This window comes from Pseudomonas sp. 9_2_1, assembly GCF_059295275.1.
In genome coordinates this window covers 2,715,453-2,734,572 of record NZ_CM181239.1, presented here as the reverse complement: position 1 = coordinate 2,734,572, position 19,120 = coordinate 2,715,453, and the positions used below count along the sequence as shown (strand labels likewise).

The following is a 19,120-nucleotide window of genomic DNA, read 5'->3' as shown; positions in this document are numbered from 1 at the left end:
TGCTGCTCGACTGACGGACCGGGGATATCACCTGGCATTGATGTAGCGCCGACCGGTCCCATCGCCGGCAAGCCAGCTCCCACAGGTTCTGTATAAAGCCTCAGAGCAGTGCGATCCTGCACAAGTCTTCAGGTCAGTGCTAACCCTGTGGGAGCTGGCTTGCCGGCGATGGGCCGCAGAGCGGCCCCGGTGATGTGGCTGTGATGCAAAGGCCTTAACCTACTAGTCCGCGCACACAGAAGTACAGTATCGACGGCCCCATCAGGCAACCCAACCCGGTATGGAAGGTAGCCGTCAACGCCCCATACGGCACCAGCCGCCGATCCGTCGCCGCCAACCCGGCCGTCACCCCCGATACGGTCCCCGCCAGCCCGCCGAACACCATCGCCGACCGCGGGTTGTCCAGCGCCAGTAACCGCGCAGACACAGGGGTAAACACCATCACCAGAATCGCCTTGATCAGCCCGGTGGCAATCGACAAGGCCATCACGTCCGAGCTCGCACCCAGCGCAGCCCCGGTCACGGGCCCGACGATGTAAGTCACCGCACCCGCGCCAATGGTGGTCATGCTCACCGCATCGCGATAGCCGAAGGCATAGGCCACCGCCGCGCCGACAATGAATGGCAGCACGGTGCCCAGCAGCAGCGCCAGCGCACCGATCATCCCGGCCTTGCGCGCCTCGGTGGCCTGTACTTCGAAGGCCGTGGCGACGATGGCAAAGTCACGCAGCATGGCCCCGCCCATCAAACCGATACCGGAGAACAGCGCCATGTCGGCCAGGCCTTTCTGGCCACCGGTCACAGTACCGCCGACCCAGGCCAGCACCAGGCCGATGACAATGGCGATGGCCGAGCCGTGCACACGGCCGAAGGTCAGGTATTTCGACATCAGAACCGAAAGCCACATGATGGCGCCCACCACCGCAAAAGCAGTGATCAGGCCGTTGTGTTCCAGGGCATTGTCAATAAGTGGCCACATGTTCAACGACCTCCTGCAGGGGCAGCCTGCACATTGGCTTCGGGGGTGGGTTCAAGGGCAGGCAAGGGCTCGCCGCGATGGCTGCGGCTGATCAGCGCGATGGTCGCACCGCACACCAGCACCGCGCCAATGGCGGCCAGCAGCGCCACCGGCCCGCCGTGCAAGGCGGTGACCACGTTCTGCTGGGCAGCCATGGCCACCACCACCGGGATGTACATGGCGCCCCAGAAGCCCACGCCGAATTCGCATTCCTTGCTCATGCCGCCGTTGCGGTGCATGTACAGCCGTGCGCAAATCAGCAGGATCATGGCGATGCCGACCCCGCCGACGTTGGATTTGACGCCCAGCAGCACGCCCAGGAAGTCGCCGACGATAACGCCGGCAAGTGTGCAGACCGCCAGCAGTGCCACACCATAGATGATCATTATTGTTACCCTCAGGTAGTGTCGAAGTTGCTTGTTGTTGTTCTTCGCCTTCAGTAAACCTGCAGGCACCGCGTTGGCTTCTTCGCGGGTAAATCGGATCGCCGCACCGCCGCTCCCACAGTAATTTCACAGCATTCAAGGCATGTGCACTGCATGTGGGAGCAGGGTTTACCCGCGAACACGGGCGCAGCCCGTGCCATCCATCGCGATACCAGCCATCATCGCCGGTCGGCCACCTCCTGGCGCAGCAGCGCATCCAGGGTGTCCCAACGGGTACCGTCCACCGCCACCACCCTGCCCTGTTCGAACACCGACCGTGCCAACCCGCTGAGCACGCTGCCAGGCGGCATTTCCAGGTGCAGACGCACGCCGCGTTCATAGGCGTTGCGCACCATGGCACGCCAGTCGACCAGCCGCGCCATGTTGCCGGCCAGGTCATCGCGCAGGCGCTGCGGGTCGAAAACCGGCCGCGCGCTGCTGCCACTGAGGTAAGTGATACGGGGCCGTTGCAGTTCGACCGTGGCGAACGCATTGGCCAACTCCGCTGCCGGGCCGTCCAGCAGCGGGCAATGCGACGGCACGCTCACCGCCAGCCGGCGAGCCACGCCCCGGCCCAGGCTGCGCGCCAGGGCCGCGACCGCCGCCATCGCCGTATCGCTACCGGCAATGACAATCTGGTTTTCACTGTTGAGGTTGGCCACATACACCTCGCCACCCACCTCGCCCAGCAGATGCTCGACACTGGCCAGGTCCAGGCCGCTGAGTGCGGTCATGCCGTAACCTTGCGGGTAGGCGCGCTGCATCAGCTCCCCGCGCAGGGCAACCAGCCGGACCGCATCGGCGAAACCCAGTGCGCCGGCGACAACCGCTGCCGGGTAGGCACCAATCGACAACCCCGCCACGTAATCCGGCGCAGGGCTGCGTTGCATCAGCCAGCGCGCCCAGGCCACGCCGCTCAGCAGCAGGCACAGCTGCACGGCACGGGTAGATTGCAGCGCGGGCTGACTGTCCAGCGCCAGCGCGGGCTGACCGAGGGTGTCGCTGGCCTCCTCCAGCAGTTGCCCGGCGCCCTCAGGCAGGTGCTGCAGCATGCCCGCTTGCTGGGCGCCCTGGCCGGGGAACGCGAACAGGCTGCTCATGCGGCATGCTCCAGTGCTGCCCATGGGTCGCTGACCAGCAGCGGACCACTTGCCGACTTGAGCAGCACGCGCGGGGAAAACCCGGCCCACTCACGCAAGGCGATGGCCCCGGCCGGGGTCTCCAGTTGCACGTCGATACGACAAGGCGCGCAGTCGAGAATATCCAGCAAGTCCCGCGCCTGCTCGCGGGCCAGAGGCTGTGGCGTGCGCAACACCAGGTCCAGGTCACTGTCGGCGTGCAGCACCTCACTGCCCGTGGCGATCTGATACCCGGCCCCACCGGTCGGCCCCCAGGCCAGCCCCGTGGCTTCCAGTACCGGTGCGACCGAAGCCAGAGCACGCAACGCAGGCCACGGGCTTGCCACCTGCCAGCGGAGCGTTTCCGGGCCTAGCTGGCGCTGGATGTCGGCCAGCCGCATCAGGGCGCCCAAGCGCTGCGCCCTACCCTGGCCACGCAACCCCACCGCCACCCAGCCGATCCCACAGCTGGCACGACGCACCACTACCGGCTGAGCGCTGGCCAGCACATCCTGGGCCCACTGCGGTGCATCATCGGGCAGCGCCGACACAGGCATACCCCAAAGCAGGTCGTGCGGCCGTGGTGTGTTCATTTCACGCCCCCTGCCACTGGCGGCGCAGCTGTTCGCGCACTTGCCGCGAGGCGCTACGGTTTTCACCGGCCAGCCGCGACGACAGGTCGGTCGAGCTGCCGATGTCGCGCACCGCTTCGGCCAGGCAGGCGCGCACCTGAGTGATATCGGCGCTGCTCGGCGCCTCAGCGTTCTCCACCGTCAGGCGGCGCCACAGCAAGCCCAGCGACGCGTAGCTGGCCAGGTCGTACGCCATGGGCGGTACCTCGGCCGCCAGGGCCTCCAGTTGCTCGACGCTGCGCAAGGTAATGCGCGCCGCTGCCGCCTTGCCCATGGCATGTACCATCACCCCGGCATCGTCCAGGGCAATCAGGCGCTGGGCCTGGTAGCCGTGGGCCAGGAAGGCACCGGACATGGCCTTGCCGACCAGCAGGCCGATCACCGGATGCCCGGCCAACCGCGCCCGAGCGTATGCCTGCACTGCACCGGCCAGCGCCTGATGGATGCCCAGCGCCTCTTCGCGACGACCATAGGCCTGGCTGGGCACATCGATGACCGCAACGATGGCACGCTTCTGGCCGTTTCGGTCCGCCTCTACCGCCTCGCTCACGGCTTTGGCCAGGCCCCAGCCTTCCAGCACGCCGACCTCGCCCGAGCGCGCGCGGGGGAACGGGTTTGCTGCATCGGGCACCACGGCGATGAAGCGCGCCGGGCGGTTGTCGAGCTCACCCTCGATAACCCGCAACGACGCGGGATAGCCCGGCAAGGCTTGCCCGCCGGCAAGGCCCGGCAGCCAGTTCAGTGCACGGTTCATCGGGCTTCTCCTTGGTAAAGTTGACGTACGGTCGCGGCATCCAGTTGCGGGCAGTTATCGCCCAGCCCGGCCAGGCGTTCGAGGAACCAGGCGTACTGGCTGGCGCGGTCGCTGGAAGGTGCGTCAAGTAACTGCAACAACTGTTCGCGCACCGCCTGGATATCATCCGCCACGTACCCATCCACCAACCCGCTGGCATGGCGCTGCTCGCCACCGCTCAGGCTCCAGATGAAGGGGCGGTCCTTGGCGTCGTACTCGCCGATGCCCGCCTCCTGCTCGATCACCTGCGGGCCGTTGAGGCCCAGGCGCGCTTCGCGGGTAACCAGCAGATGGCTGCACAGGCCCGCAGCAATGGACATGCCGCCGAAGCAGCCGACCGAACCTGCGATCAGGCCGATCACCGGCTGCCAGTTACGCAGTTCGACGATGGCTGCCTGGATCTCGGCAATCGCCGCCAGGCCCAGGTTGGCTTCCTGCAGACGCACCCCGCCGGTCTCCAGCAGCAGCACCGCACAGGTAGGGACGCCGTTGCGGTTGTCTTCGATGGCCAGTTCCAGCGCACCGGCAATCTTGGCACCGCCCACCTCGCCCATGCTGCCACCCTGAAAGCCGCCTTCAATGGCGGCGACCACCGCGTTGCGCCCGTTCAGCAGGCCCTTGGCAATGATCACGCCATCGTCGGCCTGCGGCACGATGCCCTGGCGCGGCAACCACGGCGACATCAGCCGGTCGAAAGGGCCCAGCAGTTCGCGGAAGCTGCCCGCGTCGAGCAGTGCGCGGGCCCGTTGCCGGGCACCTAGCTCGACAAAGCTGCGGCTGTGCAGCAAACGTTCGGTATCAGTCATGGGCAATCTCCTCGAAGCCTTGCTCCAGGCGCAGGCGCACCACGCCGGGGGTGGCGCCAAAATCGTGGATATCGATATTCACCGCCGGCCAGGCGCGGTCCTCGAACAAGCGCTGGAACAGTTGCTGCCAGCGCGCAGCGCTGCCGTTTACCGAAGTCATCACCTGGATCTGCAGGCTGCCGGCGGTGCCGGGTTCGATCAGCACTTCGAGGTCCCCGGAGCTGACGCAGCCCACCAGCGTGCGGCCAAGCCCAGGTTGCGCAGCGGGGAATTGAAAGTTCAGGGTTTCCATGTCACAGGCTCCCGGCTTTGTCGAGGAACAGGCAGGCGGCGAGCAGATCGGCAGCGCCGCCCGGTGAGGCGTTCAGGTGCAGCAGTTGCTGGTCGAGTTCGCGCAGCTGCCGGCGCCCGGCCAGCGTGGCGCTGCCGCCTGCGCCCAGAACTGCCAGCGCGCCTTGCTGGACGGCTGCCAGCCCGGCCGGGCCGCTGCGCCAGAGCACGCAGGTGTCGCTGAGCACCGCCATGATTGCCAGCAGCGCGTCGAGACGGGCGTGAGGCTCGCTGGCGCCGGCGGCGCGGCTGCGCTGCAGTTGCGGCAGCCCATGGCGGATGACGGCGGGGAAGCCTTGCTGTGCCTGTTCGCGAGCGCCGCTGGTGCCGTAGCGCTGGCGCACCTGCAGGCCGTGGCTTTGCTGTGGCGGCATGGCCGGGTCGTCGAGCAGGGCGATGCGCCCGGCGCGGGCGGCCAGGGTGCTGGCGTCGGCATCGGGGTCGAGGGCCTTGGCGGCTACCAGCAGGCCCAGGGCCCAGATCGCGCCGCGGTGGGTGTTGACGCCGTGGGTGGCGGCCAGCATCGCGGCTTCGCCATCGCGGCCGAGCTTGCCCAGAGAGGCACGTAGCGGTTGGCTGATCGTGCCGATGGTTTGGGCGGCTTCAGCCATGTTGCGCAGGCAGGGCCACAGGGCCAGGGCCGAGGCGTGCATCAGGGCCAGGGTCATATCGGTATGGGCGCCGTTGCTGCGGCGGTCTACCAGGCCGGGTTTGGGTGACAGGTCGGCTTCGTCGATCAGGGCCTCAACCGCCAGGTCGGCCAAGTGGTCGGCCAAGGGAATTTCGATTGCCTGGGCCGGCCTCTTCGCGGGTAAACCCGCTCCCACAGGGACGGTGCCGGATTGAAGTGAAGAGATGAACATGTGGGAGCCGGCGTGCCCGCGAAGAGGCCCATGCGGTTGCAAGTCGAGTGCTTTCATTACCAGCTCCTGAACCGCGCAGGCGGGTTGTAGAGGCCGCCAGACCAATCGACCAGGTCGGCGATGCTGCGCGCGGCCAGCAGCTCGCGGCTGGCGTCGGTGCGGCGGATGCCGAGGTCTTCGGGCAAGGCAATCAGGCCCTGCTGGCGCATGCGCTGGGTATCCTTCGGGTCATGCCGCAGGCCTATCGCAGTAACCCCGGCGACGGCGGCGATCATCTGCTGGCGCTCTTCCAGGCTGCGGGCCTTGTACAGGTAGGCGATGCCCTCCTCGGTCAACAGGTGGGTGACGTCGTCGCCGTAGATCATCACCGGTGCCAGCGGCATGCCGGCCTTCTTGGCTACTTCCACGGCATCGAGGGTTTCCACAAAGGTGGGCTTGCCGCCTTCCTGGTAGGTCTCGACCATCTGCACCACCAGCTTGCGGCCGCGTTCGAGCAGAGTGTCCGGCACGGTCATGTCGAGCCAGGCCGGGGTGGCATGGCGCCGGCCACGGGGGTCGTGGCCCATGTTCGGCGCGCCGCCGAAACCGGCCAGGCGGCCGCGGGTCACGGTCGAGGAATGGCCATCGCCGTCCACCTGCAGGGTGGCGCCAATGAACAGGTCGACGGCGTATTGCCCGGCCAGCTGGCACATCATGCGGTTGGAGCGCAGCGAACCATCGCGGCCAGTGAAGAACACGTCGGGGCGCTGGGCGATGTAGTCCTCCATGCCCAGCTCGGTACCGAAGCAGTGCACGCTCTGCACCCAACCGGTCTCGATGGCCGGGATCAGTGTGGGGTGCGGGTTGAGTGTCCAGTTGCGGCAGATCTTGCCCTTCAGGCCCAGCGACTCGCCATAGGTGGGCAGGATCAGCTCGATGGCTGCGGTGTTGAAGCCAATGCCGTGGTTGAGCGACTGCACCTGGTGCTTTTCGTAGATACCGCGTATGGCCATCATCGCCATCAGCACATGCACCGGCTTGATATGGCGCGGGTCGCGGGTGAACAGCGGTTCTATATAGAAGGGCTGGTCGGCGACCACCACGAAATCGACCCAGGAGGCCGGGATATCAACCCGTGGCAGGTCGTCTACACGGTCCACCAACTGGTTGACCTGGGCGATGACGATGCCGTCGCTGAAGGCGGCTGGCTCCACCAGTGCCGGGGTGTCCTCTGTGCTGGGGCCGGTGTACAGGTTGCCGTCGCGATCAGCCATGAAGCCTGCCACCAGGGTCACGTTGGGGATCAGGTCGACCAGCAGCCGCGAGTACAGCTCTATGTAGGTGTGAATGGCGCCGACTTCGAGCAGGCCATCCTCCAGCAGCTGGCCGATGCGCAGGCTTTGCGGGCCGGCGAAGGAGAAATCGAGCTTGCGCGCAATGCCGCGTTCGAACAGGTCCAGGTGCTCGGCACGGCTGACGCTGGGCATGATCATGTGCAGGTCGTGCAGGCGCGCAGGGTCGGCCTTGGCCAGCGAGCGCGAAAGGAAGTCGGCCTGCTTCTGGTTGTTGCCTTCGAGCACCACCCGGTCGCCGGGGGCGAGCAACAGCTCCAGGGCTTCGACGATACGCTCGGTGGGCAGCACCACGCCGTCGGCGAGGTGGCGGACCCGGTCGAGGCGGCGCTGCTTTTCGGCACGCCGTCGCGACCATTGCGGCGGTGGATTCTGTGTTGTTGTCATGGTGACTCCACGGGTTCGCTGTCGTGGGGTCAACTTAGGCCTGGGGGGTTGGGGGATCAATCAAGCTCGGTGGCAGATCGTTACGGTCAGGTTAATGAACAAAGGGATGCATGGGTGCGGCTGGCCCTATCGCCCTGAAACCTTGTTAGAGTGGCAACATCCCCAGCCATGGCAGAAATGCAGGTTCGCCCTGCAGATTTGTCGATTGTGCAAGGCAAATTCGCATGCAAGGATCCGCAGATCCTCCAGCGAACTCCAGACTTCACTTGGAAAATCAATAACAAAGCAGGGAGAACGCAATGACTGCGCACGCTATTACTCCGACCGACCACGTGCTGGCCGAAGTCCGCAATCAGGTCGGCCACCTGACCCTGAACCGCCCCGCCGGCCTCAATGCCCTGACCCTGGACATGGTACGCAGCCTGCGCCAACAGCTGGACCGCTGGGCGGAAGACCCGCAAGTACACGCTGTGGTACTGCGTGGCGAGGGCCCCAAAGGGTTCTGTGCAGGTGGCGATATCCGCTCGCTGTACGACAGCTTCAAAGCCGACGACACGCTGCACCAAGACTTTTTCGTCGAGGAATACGCCCTCGACCTGCTCATCCACCACTACCGCAAACCGGTGCTGGTGCTGATGGACGGCTTTACTTTGGGTGGCGGCATGGGCCTGGCCCAGGGCTGCGACCTGCGCGTGGTCACCGAGCGCAGCCGCCTGGGCATGCCCGAAGTTGGGATCGGCTACTTCCCCGACGTCGGCGGCAGCTATTTCCTGTCGCGCATTCCCGGTGAACTGGGCATCTACCTGGGCGTGAGCGGCAACCAGATCCAGGCGGCCGACGCACTGTACTGCGGCCTGGCCGACTGGTACCTGGCCAGCGACCAGCTGGCGGCCCTCGACCAAGGGCTGGACCAGTTGCAGTTCAGCGACCAGCCGCTCAAGGACCTGCAGAACCTGCTGGCCACGCTCGGCACCCAGGTGCTCGGCGATGCGCCGCTGGAAAAGCTGCGCACGGTCATCGACCACTTCTTCGCCCTGCCCGACATGTCCGCCATCGTCGAGCAACTGCGCGCAGTCAGCGTCGACGACAGCCACCAATGGGCCCTGGCCACCGCCGACCAGCTGGAAAGCCGCTCGCCCCTGGCCATGGCGGTTACCCTGGAGATGGTGCGCCGTGGCCGCCACCTGAACCTGGAAGACTGCTTTGCCATGGAGCTGCACCTGGACCGCCAGTGGTTCCGGCACGGCGATATCATCGAAGGCGTACGTGCGTTGATCATCGACAAGGACAAACAACCGCGCTGGAACCCGCCGACCCTGGCCGCGCTGCAACGCCAGCGGGTCGACCAATTCTTCGAAGGCCTGTGAGCCCGGGAGTACACAGATGCAAGACCTGGAACTGAGCGAAGAACAGATCATGATCCGCGACATGGCCCGGGACTTTGCCCGTGGCGAGATCGCCCCGTATGCCCAGGCCTGGGAAAAGGCCGGCTGGATCGATGATGGCGTGGTGCGCAAGATGGGCGAACTGGGCCTGCTGGGCATGGTGGTACCGGAAGACTTCGGCGGCAGCTACACCGACTATGTCGCCTACGCGCTGGCCGTGGAAGAAATCGCCGCCGGCTGCGGCGCCACCGGGGCGATGATGAGCATCCACAACTCGGTGGGCTGCGGCCCGCTGCTGGCCTACGGTACAGCCGAACAGCAACAGCAGTGGCTGCCACGCCTGGCTACGGGCGAGGTGATCGGCTGCTTCTGCCTGACCGAGCCACAGGCCGGGTCCGAGGCGCACAACCTGCGTACCCGCGCCGAGCTGGTGGATGGCCAGTGGGTGATAAACGGCGCCAAGCAGTTCGTCAGCAACGCCCGCCGCGCAGGGCTGGCCATCGTGTTTGCCGTGACCGACCCGGAGCTGGGCAAAAAGGGCCTGTCGGCGTTCCTGGTGCCTACCGACAACCCGGGTTTCAAGGTTGACCGCAGCGAGCACAAGATGGGCATCCGCGCCTCCGACACCTGCGCGGTCACCTTCGACAACTGCCGCATCCCGGCTGCCAATATCCTCGGTGAGCGTGGCAAAGGCCTGGCCATCGCCCTGTCCAACCTTGAAGGCGGCCGCATCGGCATTGCTGCCCAGGCACTGGGTATTGCCCGCGCTGCATTCGAGGCGGCGCTGGTGTACTCGCGTGATCGTGTGCAGTTCGGCAAGCCGATCAACGAACACCAGAGCATCGCCAACCTGCTGGCCGATATGCAGGTGCAGGTGAATGCCGCGCGCTTGCTGATCCTGCATGCCGCACGCCTGCGCAGCGCCGGCAAGCCGTGCCTGTCGGAAGCCTCACAGGCCAAGCTGTTTGCCTCGGAAATGGCCGAACGGGTGTGCTCGATGGCGATCCAGGTGCATGGCGGCTATGGCTACCTGGAGGACTACCCGGTAGAGCGCTATTACCGCGATGCGCGGATTACGCAGATCTATGAAGGGTCGAGCGAGATCCAGCGGATGCTGATTGCGCGAGAGCTGAAGCACTACCCGCTCTGAAAGACTTGCGCCGTCCCTGTAGGAGCGGCCTTGTGTCGCGAAAGGGCTGCGAAGCAGCCCCGGAAATTTGTGCATCTGCGCCGAAATCCTGGGGCTGCTGCGCAGCCCTTTCGCGACACAAGGCCGCTCCTACACAGGCCGGCGCAACCCTGGGGGTTGGTGCTCAACGCCAATAGCGAGAATCATCCACCACTTTCGCATGCCCCTCGAACAACGCCGGCAGCTGTTCCTTCAGATAGTCGATCCAGGTCCGTACCTTGGCATCCAGGTAATGCCGTGACGGGTACATCGCGTACAGCGCACTCTCACGCAGGCGGTACGGCGCCAGCAGCCGGCACAGGCGCCCCTCCCCGATCGACTGGCTGGCGGTATAGAACGGCAGCAAGCCAATGCCCATGCCCAGTTCGCTGGCCACCAGCATGGCGTCGGCGACGTTGGTGGAAAAACTGTCGTTCGGCGCAATCACACACTGGTCAACCCCTTGCGGGAACACCCAGTCGCCCTCGTACATCGGGTAGGCCATGCGCAGGCAGCGATGGCTGTGCAAGTCTTCGGGGCGCTCCGGTACGCCATGGGCCTCCAGGTACGCGGGGGCCGCGCAAGGGATGCTGAAGATGTTGCCCAGCGGCACGGCGATCAGCTGCGAATCCGGCAGCGTCCCGTCAACCGTGATCACCACGTCATGCCCCTCGGCCAACGGGTCGGGGTTGCGTTGGGACAGGGTCAATTCGATCACCACCTCCGGGCACAGCGCGTTGTAACCGGCCACCAGCGGCATCAGCAGCAGGCCCAGCCCGTGCGGGCAATGCAGCCGCAGGCGCCCACGTGGCGTGAGGTGCGCGCCACGGGCTTCACCCACCGCTTCCTCGGTCAGCAGCATGATCTGCCGCGCCCGCTCAAGAAAGCGCTCGCCTGCCTCGCTCATGCGCAGGCGCCGGGTGGTGCGGTGCAGCAGGCGGGTCTGCAGCTGGTTTTCCAGTTCGGCGACGATGCGCGAAACCTGCGCGGCGGAAATGTCCAGGGCATTGGCGGCCGCAGCGAAGCTGCCACATTCAACCACACGGGCGAAGGTACGCATGGCATGCAGCATGTCCATGAAAGGGGTGCTCCTTGTTGGTCTTATTCTTACGTTAAAGGCAGGAATCTATCACGGCTTGGCCCATTTATTGTGTGAGACCTTTGAATACATCATTAGTCATACATTGAAAAAGGAGCTTGCCATGAAACGTTCGATCGCTGTGCTTGCCATCGCCGCTGCCCTCACCTCGTTCGGTGCCTTCGCCGACACGGGCAACAACCAGCCTGTCAGCCGCAGCTACGAATACGGCATGCCACTGGATGTGGCCAAGGTCATCTCCATCACCCCTGCCAGCAACGCCGCCGATTGCCAGGTTGGCACTGCTCACATGGTGTATGTCGACCATCAGGGCCAGAAGCGCGAAATCGACTACCGCGAGATGGGCAACTGCTCGCAGCAGTGAGTCAGCCCAGCACCTGGGTGATCCAGCCCACCTGCTGGTTGAAGTCGTCTATTTTCACCTGAGGTACCGCGTCGCGGGCACGCGCGAAGTTGGCCAGGGTCTGCTGCTTCTGTTTCAGCATGCGGCGCCACTTCACCACAAACGCCTCGCTTTTCGCCTGCATCAGCACCGGTCCGAAGTACAGTTGCTCAGCGGTATAGGCCACGCTGCCCGGTTCGGCGACGATGATCTCGTAGTCAAAGCGGTTTTCTCGCAACAGCTCTTCGTTGACGATGCAAAAGCCGTTACCCATCAGCCACTGCCGCAGTTCGCGTTCGGCGCCATTGGGCTGCAGTACCAGGCGTTTTACCCCAGCCAGGCGCTGCTTGCCGGCTTCGAGGATCTCGCACATCGTGTCGCCACCCATGCCGCAGATGCTGATCACCGAGATCCTATCTTGCGCCTCGACGGCCGCCAGGCCATCGGCCAGGCGCACGGTGATGCGGTCTTCAAGGTCATTCTTGCGCACGTTGCGCTGGGCCGAGGCGAACGGCGTCTGCGCCACCTCGCCGGCCACGCCCACCTCGATTACCCCACGCAGCATCAGGGCCACCGGCAGGTAACCATGGTCGGAGCCAATGTCGGCCAGGCGCGCGCCCTGTGGCACATGGGCCGCCACGCGCTCCAGGCGCCTGGACAAAGTCTGTTCGTTCACGTTAAACCCCTGCGTTGCAATGGGGCGCGATTCTGACGGCGAACAGCGCGCATTACAAACACCGGGGCGCCCTCGACCCGCCCGCCGGGCTCGCGTAGGCTTGCCGCTTTCCTTCCGTCGCAAGGCAAAACAGACCATGGCAACTGCAGACATCATCTACACCCCAGACCCGGACGCCGAATCCATTTCCTCCGACGTGGCCGAGTACAACGGCGTGCTGGTCACCACCCAGATCCCGACCCACCCCGATGGCAGCCTGGAGCTGGGCGGTATCGTCGAGCAGAGCGAATGCACCCTGCAGGCGCTGAAAGTGGCCCTGGAAAAGGCCGGCAGCGGCATGGACCGGGTGCTGCACCTGACCATCTACCTGACGGACATGGCCGACCGCGCGGCGTTCAACGAGGTGTACCAGCGCTTCTTCGGCAAGCCGTGGCCAGTACGTGCTGCGGTGGGTGTGGCTTCGCTGGCATTCGAAGGCATGCGCGTCGAAGTGACCGCAATGGCCGCCAAGCGCTGATTTACCTGCCAGGGCCCTATCGCCGGCAAGCCAGCTCCCACAGGTACAGCGCAGCCTTCAAGGCATGCGCAGTACCTGTGGGAGCTGGCTGCCGGCGATAGTGCAGGTACAGCGCAGCCTTCAAGGCATGCGCAGTACCTGTGGGAGCTGGCTGCCGGCGATAGTGCAGGTACAGCGCAGCCTTCAAGGCATGCGCAGTACCTGTGGGAGCTGGCTTGCCGGCGATAGGGCCGGTACAGCGCAGCCTTCAAGGCAGCGTCGTACCTGTGGGAGCTGGCTTGCCGGCGATAGGGCCGGTACAGCGCAGCCTTCAAGGCAGCGTCGTACCTGTGGGAGCTGGCTTGCCGGCGATAGGGCCGGTACAAGCGATACACCTCCCAGCACCCCAATGATGCCGCCGGCCCGTTTCACCGCTACAATGCCCGCCTACCGTGACAGCCCGAAAATATAACGACATGTCCCTTCCAAAGAATCACCTGGAACTGCTCAGCCCTGCGCGCGACGTGGCCATTGCCCGTGAAGCGATCCTGCACGGCGCTGACGCCATCTACATCGGCGGCCCGAGCTTCGGCGCGCGCCATAACGCCTGCAACGAGGTCGGCGATATCGCCGAGCTGGTCGAGTTCGCCCGGCGCTACCACGCACGGGTGTTCACCACCATCAACACCATCCTCCACGACAACGAGCTGGAGCCCGCGCGCAAGCTGATTCACCAGCTGTACGACGCCGGCGTCGATGCCCTGATCGTGCAGGACCTGGGGGTGATGGAGCTGGACATCCCGCCGATCGAGCTGCACGCCAGCACCCAGACCGACATCCGCACCCTGGAGCGGGCCCGATTCCTCGACCAGGCCGGGTTCTCGCAGCTGGTACTGGCCCGCGAGCTGAACCTGCAGCAGATTCGCAGCATCGCCGCCGAAACCGATGCCGCCATCGAGTTCTTCATCCACGGTGCGCTGTGCGTTGCCTTCTCCGGCCAGTGCAACATCTCTCACGCGCAGACCGGCCGCAGTGCCAACCGTGGCGACTGCTCGCAGGCCTGCCGCCTGCCCTACACCCTGAAGGACGACCAGGGCCGCGTGGTGGCCTTCGAGAAACACCTGCTGTCGATGAAGGACAACAACCAGACCGCCAACCTGGCGGACCTGGTCGATGCCGGCGTGCGCTCGTTCAAGATCGAGGGCCGCTACAAGGACATGGGCTACGTGAAGAACATCACTGCCCACTACCGCAAAGAGCTCGACGCCATCCTCGAAGGCCGCCCGGAACTGGCCCGCGCCTCCAGCGGCCGCACCGAGCACTTCTTCCTGCCCGACCCGGACAAGACCTTCCACCGCGGCAGCACCGACTACTTCGTCAGCGACCGCAAGGTCGACATCGGCGCGTTCGACTCGCCAACCTTCACCGGCCTGCCGGTCGGCGTGGTGGAAAAAGTCGGCAAACGTGACATGCAGGTGGTCACCGAGGTGCCACTGACCAACGGCGACGGCCTGAATGTGCTGGTCAAGCGCGAAGTGGTGGGTTTCCGTGCCAACATCGCCGAACCACGCGGCGAGTTCGAGGAAGACGGCCACAAGCGTTACCGCTACCGTGTCGAACCCAAAGAAATGCCCGAAGGCCTGCACAAGCTGCGCCCCAACCACCCGCTGTCTCGCAACCTCGACCACAACTGGCAACAGGCCCTGCAGCGCACCTCTTCCGAGCGCCGGGTGGGCGTCGAGTGGCACGCCGTTCTGCGCGAGCAGCGCCTGATGCTGACCCTCAGCAGCGAAGAAGGTATCAGCGTGCAGGTGGCCCTGGATGGCCCGTTCGGGCCGGCCAACAAGCCGCAGCAGGCGCTGGACCAGTTGCACGACCTGCTGGGCCAGCTGGGTACCACGATGTATCACGCCGACAGCATCCAGCTGGACGCGCCACAGGCCTATTTCGTACCCAACTCGCAGCTCAAGGCCCTGCGCCGCGAAGCCATCGAGGCGCTGACCGCAGCACGCGTGCAGGCGCACCCGCGTGGCGCGCGCAAGGCCGAGACCACGCCGCCGCCGGTATACCCCGATTCACACCTGTCGTTCCTGGCCAACGTCTACAACCAGAAGGCGCGCGACTTCTACCACCGCCACGGCGTGCAGTTGATCGATGCGGCCTACGAGGCCCATGAAGAGCACGGCGAAGTGCCGGTGATGATCACCAAGCACTGCCTGCGCTTCTCGTTCAACCTGTGCCCCAAGCAGGCCAAGGGCGTGACCGGCGTGCGTACCAAGGTGGCACCGATGCAGCTGATTCAGGGTGACGAGGTGCTGACCCTGAAGTTCGACTGCAAACCGTGCGAAATGCATGTGGTGGGCAAGATGAAAAGCCACATCATCGACCTGCCGACCCCAGGCAGCGCCGTGGCCCAGGTGGTGGGGCACATCAGCCCGGAAGACCTGTTGAAGACCATTGTGCGCGGGCCGCATTGATCCGAGGACGACAACCTAGCGTATCTGGTGCTTGTGCAGCAGCCGATAGAACGTCGGCCGTGAAACCCCAAGCACCTTGGCCGCCACGCTGAGGTTGTCACTGTGCCGGTTGAGTACATCGCACAGGGCCTGACGCTCGGCCCGGTGCTTGTACTCCTCCAGGGTGCCCAGCGGCTGCTGCTCCAGGTCCAGCAGCTGCAACCCCAGGTCCTGCGCCTCGATCTGCCGGCCTTCGGCCAGCACCAGCCCGCGGCGCACGCGGTTGGCCAGCTCGCGCACATTGCCCGGCCAGTCGTGCCGGCCCATCGCCGCCAGGGCATGATCACTGAACGAGCGCGGCCGGCGCCCGGTTTCCAGGCTATAAAAGTGGGCAAAGTGGCTGGCCAGCATCGACAGGTCGCCATGCCGGTCGCGCAGCGGCGCGGTCACCACTTGCAATACGTTCAGGCGGTAATACAGGTCTTCGCGAAAGCGCCCTTGCTCGATGGCCCGTTCCAGGTCCACGTGGGTCGCCGCCAGCACCCGCACATCCACCGGAATCGGCTGGCTGCCGCCCACCCGTTCGATGTGCTTCTCCTGGAGAAAACGCAGCAGGTTGGCCTGCAGCTCCAGCGGCAGGTCACCGATTTCGTCGAGAAACAGCGTGCCACCATGCGCCGCTTCGATACGCCCGGACTTGCGCTGGTGAGCGCCGGTGAACGCGCCCTTCTCATGGCCAAACAGTTCGGACTGGATCAGGTGCTCGGGAATCGCTCCGCAGTTGATAGCGATGAACGGCTGCTCGCTGCGTTGCGACTGGCGGTGCAGGGTGCGTGCCACCAGTTCTTTGCCGGTGCCGCTTTCACCGCGGATCAGCACCGGCGATTCGGTGGGCGCCAGTTTGCCCAGTAATTTGCGCAGCTCGCGGATCGGCCGGCTTTCACCGAGCAGTTCGTGGGTGGCTTCGTCGACCTTGACCGCCCCTTTGCCGCGCAGGCGCGCCATGCCGAACGCCCGGCCAAGGGTAACCTGCACGCGAGAGACGTCGAATGGCAAGGTATGGAAGTCGAAGAACCACTCGCAGACAAAATCGCCGAACGCCGGCATGCGCAATTGCTCGGCACTGAGCACCGCGATCCATTCGGTGTTGCTGCGCTTGATCATGTCCTTGACCGCGTCCGGGTGCCTCAGGTGCGCTGCCTGCAAACGCAACAGGCCCACATCGCAAGGATGATCCAGTGCGGCCCCGAGCACGCAACTGTCCACATCCCACCCAGCGTTGCGCAGGCCTGGCAGCAAGCGGTGGCAGTCGTCGCAGGGGTCGACGATGAGCAAACGGCGTTGAGCGGCGGGCTGCTGCATGATCGATCCTTGGCGCCATTTTTTGGTTTTTTGAAGTAAAACAGCAAGTTGTGGCGCCCAATTAACAGTAGCAACGAAGTTGACGCTGCCCAGTACCGTCTGTCTGCCGAATCATTTTTTTACAAACCCATACGGGAATTTTCGCACTTTATCGACATCACATGGCGGCGCAGGCAAGAACGGATTCCATCCTGACAAATTTTTTTACAACCAATGTGTGACTTGCCCCCGGACAACGAGCATCAGTACACATAACCCCGCGCTGCAACTCGCGAATAAAGAGGCGACTTTGAAGCAACGCGGACTTACTTCGATGTTTGGGACCATAGAGAGACCGAACCATGAATGCCCCGCTCCGTGTCAACGAAGCACTGCTGATTGCCGACCATGCCTTCGAACCTTTCCAGTGCGTAGCCTGGGATGCACCCAACGGTACTGGTGAGTTGAGCCTGGCAGTGATCGACCGGACCAGCACTCGCATCGGCAGCAAGCAAGTGTCGTCGCGCATCTATTCCGACCCTGCCCAGTGGGCCAGCCTGATCGAGGAAGTGCGCGCCGAACTGTGCGAGAAAGGCTACAACCTGCAGCCCTGGTCGATGCCGAAATAATATCGCCCGCCCGGCCAAGTGCGTGCACCGCCACGCACTTGTGCAACTTCCCCACTGGCTGTTCTGGCAACTTTCCTTATTGCGACATGATGTCGCGCACATTTTTCAATTCACGACCTTGAACTGATGCAAGTGCTGGTATTCGGCCTGCAACTGCTCAGCCAGACGCTGTGCGCGCCCAACGCGAACCGGCGCCAACTCCATATCTACCAGCAAGGTGTCGCATGGCATCGGCTGCACGCCGTTGCAGTGCTGCAGGCGACCGTCGGTGAATATCAGGCAACGCACCACTTCTTCGGGGTGGGCTCGCCGCCGCGCCTGCAGCCAGTGGCGGGCCTGCACCAACGCGTTCATCAGCGGTGTCCCGCCACCGGCGCCCAAGGCTTGAAGCCAGGGCTGCAGCGCAGCCGAGGCTTTCAGGCCGTGGCGCTGCCACTGCGGCGCATGACCGCTGGCGGTCAGCAAGGCAAGACGGGCGCGCTGGCGGTAGGCCTGGTCGAACAGTGCTGCCAGCAGCCCTTTGGTCTGTGCCAGCGCCTGGTGCCGGCGGGTGGAGGCCGAGGCGTCTACAATCACCAGCCACAACTCTGCGGGCCTGGCCTGGCGTTGTTGCCAGCACAGGTCCTGGCGCAGCCGTGGCCGGCCCTTGAGCAAGGTCGCCAGCCAGGCTACCCGGCCAGCTGCAGCATTGCGCGCGCGGCCACGGCTGGCGCCGTACTGCTTGCCTGCGCCCGCTTCGGCATCCGCCCCTGTGGCAGGTGGCTGGGGGATGCTCAGGGCTTTTTTGCCCAGTTCGGCACCTCGCGACGGGCACCGCTGGCCACCGGCTGCGGCGGCAAGGCGCCCCAGTCGCCCTGCCCGCCCGGGTCACCTGAGTGGGTGGTACCCTGCTGGTCAGGTTGCGGCGGCGCCGACTGTGGGCTGGTCTGTGGCGCTGCGCGGCGGCGATGGCGCAGGGCGAACTCGGCCACGGCGTCGACATCCGCTTGGTCGATGGCCGCGGCACCGCGCCAGGCGCAGTGCGCCCGTGCTGCGCGCAGCCAGACCAGGTCGGCGCGCAGGCCATCGACGCCAGCGGCGTAGCAACGTTCGGTGATCCAGGCCAGCGCCTGATCATCCAGGGCGATACCGGCCAAGGCCTGGCGTGCCGCGTGGCAGCGCTCGCGCAGTTGTGCCTGGGCTGCGGCCCATTGCCCGCAGAAGGCCTGCGGATCACTGTCAAAAGCCAACCGACGACGAATGATCTGTTGCCGCGCCTCGGGCTCGGGTAAGCCCTCCAGCGCCACGTTCAGGCCAAAACGGTCGAGCAGCTGCGGGCGCAGCTCGCCCTCCTCCGGGTTCATGGTGCCGATCAGCACGAAGCGGGCGCTGTGCCGGTGCGAGATGCCGTCGCGCTCGATGCGGTTGGTGCCGCTGGCGGCCACGTCAAGCAACAGGTCGACCAAGGTGTCGGGCAGCAGGTTGACCTCATCGACATACAGCACGCCGCCGTCGGCATGGGCCAGCACGCCCGGCGAAAACTGCGCCTTGCCCTGCCCCAGCGCAGCATCCAGGTCGAGGGTGCCGACCAGGCGTTCCTCGCTGGCGCCCAGCGGCAACGTGACGAACGGGCCTTCGCCGAGCAGGTCGGCGAGGCCACGGGCCAGGGTGCTCTTGGCCATGCCGCGCGGCCCTTCGATCAGCACGCCGCCAATCTTGGGGTCGATGGCGGTCAGGCACAGCGCCAGCTTCAGGTCGTCCGCACCGACCACGGCGGCCAGCGGAAATTGTACGGGTTCACTCATT

20 protein-coding genes are annotated in these 19,120 nt (G+C 65.2%); 6 read left to right on the top strand and 14 right to left on the bottom strand.

The genetic code is table 11. The features are described from left to right. Positions 1–214: 214 nt before the first annotated feature. The 9 genes from madM to mdcA form a co-directional block, all read right to left on the bottom strand. A complete protein-coding gene (gene madM, locus AC5O5I_RS12285) occupies positions 215–979 on the bottom strand; it encodes a malonate transporter subunit MadM (protein ID WP_494512644.1) in 765 nt (254 codons plus the stop codon). A 2-nt stretch (positions 980–981) separates the two neighbouring features. Continuing rightward, positions 982–1,404, bottom strand: a complete 423-nt coding sequence (gene madL / locus AC5O5I_RS12280) for a malonate transporter subunit MadL (protein WP_172229778.1) — start codon at positions 1,402–1,404, stop codon at positions 982–984. 218 nt (positions 1,405–1,622) lie between these two features. Beyond that, positions 1,623–2,543 carry a malonate decarboxylase subunit epsilon gene (gene mdcH / locus AC5O5I_RS12275; protein ID WP_172229775.1) on the bottom strand — a complete coding sequence of 307 codons (921 nt, stop codon included), beginning with the start codon at positions 2,541–2,543 and terminating at the stop codon, positions 1,623–1,625. Continuing rightward, on the bottom strand, positions 2,540–3,154 hold the full coding sequence (locus tag AC5O5I_RS12270) for a malonate decarboxylase holo-ACP synthase (RefSeq protein ID WP_494512643.1): 615 nt from the start codon (positions 3,152–3,154) through the stop codon (positions 2,540–2,542). The genes mdcH and AC5O5I_RS12270 overlap by 4 nt, the downstream gene beginning before the upstream one ends. A 1-nt stretch (position 3,155) precedes the next feature. Then, positions 3,156–3,947 (bottom strand): biotin-independent malonate decarboxylase subunit gamma, encoded by a 792-nt coding sequence (gene mdcE, locus AC5O5I_RS12265; protein WP_172229769.1) that lies wholly within the window; start codon positions 3,945–3,947, stop codon positions 3,156–3,158. Beyond that, positions 3,944–4,792, bottom strand: coding sequence for a biotin-independent malonate decarboxylase subunit beta (locus AC5O5I_RS12260; protein WP_172229766.1), 849 nt, complete (start codon positions 4,790–4,792; stop codon positions 3,944–3,946). Before AC5O5I_RS12260 ends, mdcE begins: the two co-directional genes overlap by 4 nt. Then, positions 4,785–5,084 (bottom strand): malonate decarboxylase subunit delta, encoded by a 300-nt coding sequence (locus tag AC5O5I_RS12255; protein WP_494512642.1) that lies wholly within the window; start codon positions 5,082–5,084, stop codon positions 4,785–4,787. Before AC5O5I_RS12255 ends, AC5O5I_RS12260 begins: the two co-directional genes overlap by 8 nt. A 1-nt stretch (position 5,085) precedes the next feature. Beyond that, on the bottom strand, positions 5,086–5,985 hold the full coding sequence (locus tag AC5O5I_RS12250; protein WP_172286497.1) for a triphosphoribosyl-dephospho-CoA synthase: 900 nt from the start codon (positions 5,983–5,985) through the stop codon (positions 5,086–5,088). Positions 5,986–6,041: 56 nt separating this feature from the next. Further along, a complete protein-coding gene (mdcA, locus tag AC5O5I_RS12245; RefSeq protein ID WP_494512641.1) occupies positions 6,042–7,703 on the bottom strand; it encodes a malonate decarboxylase subunit alpha in 1,662 nt (553 codons plus the stop codon). 299 nt (positions 7,704–8,002) lie between these two features. Between mdcA and AC5O5I_RS12240 the strand changes: the two genes are divergently transcribed. Both AC5O5I_RS12240 and AC5O5I_RS12235 read left to right on the top strand, forming a co-directional pair. After that, the gene (locus AC5O5I_RS12240) at positions 8,003–9,070 is read left to right on the top strand and encodes an enoyl-CoA hydratase/isomerase family protein (protein ID WP_494512640.1); all 1,068 of its coding nucleotides are present in this window, start codon (positions 8,003–8,005) and stop codon (positions 9,068–9,070) included. 16 nt (positions 9,071–9,086) lie between these two features. Next, complete coding sequence (locus AC5O5I_RS12235; RefSeq protein WP_172286494.1) at positions 9,087–10,238, top strand: acyl-CoA dehydrogenase family protein; 1,152 nt, start codon at positions 9,087–9,089, stop codon at positions 10,236–10,238. A 163-nt stretch (positions 10,239–10,401) separates the two neighbouring features. Here the strand turns inward: AC5O5I_RS12235 and AC5O5I_RS12230 are convergent, their stop codons facing one another. Further along, the gene (locus AC5O5I_RS12230; RefSeq protein WP_494512639.1) at positions 10,402–11,334 is read right to left on the bottom strand and encodes a LysR family transcriptional regulator; all 933 of its coding nucleotides are present in this window, start codon (positions 11,332–11,334) and stop codon (positions 10,402–10,404) included. A gap of 124 nt (positions 11,335–11,458) precedes the next feature. On the opposite strand from AC5O5I_RS12230, the gene AC5O5I_RS12225 reads away from it, so the two are divergent. Further along, positions 11,459–11,719 carry a DUF2790 domain-containing protein gene (locus AC5O5I_RS12225; RefSeq protein WP_494512638.1) on the top strand — a complete coding sequence of 87 codons (261 nt, stop codon included), beginning with the start codon at positions 11,459–11,461 and terminating at the stop codon, positions 11,717–11,719. 1 nt (position 11,720) lies between these two features. Here AC5O5I_RS12225 and AC5O5I_RS12220 read toward each other — a convergent pair whose 3' ends face one another. Continuing rightward, positions 11,721–12,413: a tRNA (adenine(22)-N(1))-methyltransferase gene (locus AC5O5I_RS12220; protein WP_172231201.1), complete on the bottom strand. Its 693-nt coding sequence runs from the start codon at positions 12,411–12,413 to the stop codon at positions 11,721–11,723. A 136-nt stretch (positions 12,414–12,549) separates the two neighbouring features. Here AC5O5I_RS12220 and AC5O5I_RS12215 point away from each other — a divergent pair, with 136 nt between their 5' ends. Together AC5O5I_RS12215 and AC5O5I_RS12210 are read left to right on the top strand one after the other, a co-directional pair. After that, the gene (locus AC5O5I_RS12215) at positions 12,550–12,930 is read left to right on the top strand and encodes a RidA family protein (RefSeq protein ID WP_172231198.1); all 381 of its coding nucleotides are present in this window, start codon (positions 12,550–12,552) and stop codon (positions 12,928–12,930) included. 455 nt (positions 12,931–13,385) lie between these two features. Continuing rightward, the gene (locus AC5O5I_RS12210) at positions 13,386–15,386 is read left to right on the top strand and encodes a peptidase U32 family protein (RefSeq protein ID WP_494512637.1); all 2,001 of its coding nucleotides are present in this window, start codon (positions 13,386–13,388) and stop codon (positions 15,384–15,386) included. Between the two features lie 15 nt (positions 15,387–15,401). Here AC5O5I_RS12210 and AC5O5I_RS12205 read toward each other — a convergent pair whose 3' ends face one another. Beyond that, complete coding sequence (locus AC5O5I_RS12205) at positions 15,402–16,727, bottom strand: sigma-54 dependent transcriptional regulator (RefSeq protein ID WP_172287343.1); 1,326 nt, start codon at positions 16,725–16,727, stop codon at positions 15,402–15,404. Positions 16,728–17,068: 341 nt separating this feature from the next. On the opposite strand from AC5O5I_RS12205, the gene AC5O5I_RS12200 reads away from it, so the two are divergent. Next, entirely contained in the window at positions 17,069–17,335 is a 267-nt protein-coding gene (locus AC5O5I_RS12200) for a hypothetical protein (protein ID WP_172232835.1), read from the top strand. Positions 17,336–17,440: 105 nt separating this feature from the next. On the opposite strand, the gene AC5O5I_RS12195 is transcribed toward AC5O5I_RS12200, so the two are convergent. Next, positions 17,441–17,998: a vWA domain-containing protein gene (locus tag AC5O5I_RS12195; RefSeq protein WP_494512756.1), complete on the bottom strand. Its 558-nt coding sequence runs from the start codon at positions 17,996–17,998 to the stop codon at positions 17,441–17,443. A gap of 110 nt (positions 17,999–18,108) precedes the next feature. Then, positions 18,109–19,119: a magnesium chelatase ATPase subunit I gene (locus AC5O5I_RS12190; RefSeq protein WP_494512636.1), complete on the bottom strand. Its 1,011-nt coding sequence runs from the start codon at positions 19,117–19,119 to the stop codon at positions 18,109–18,111. Position 19,120 lies beyond the last annotated feature (1 nt).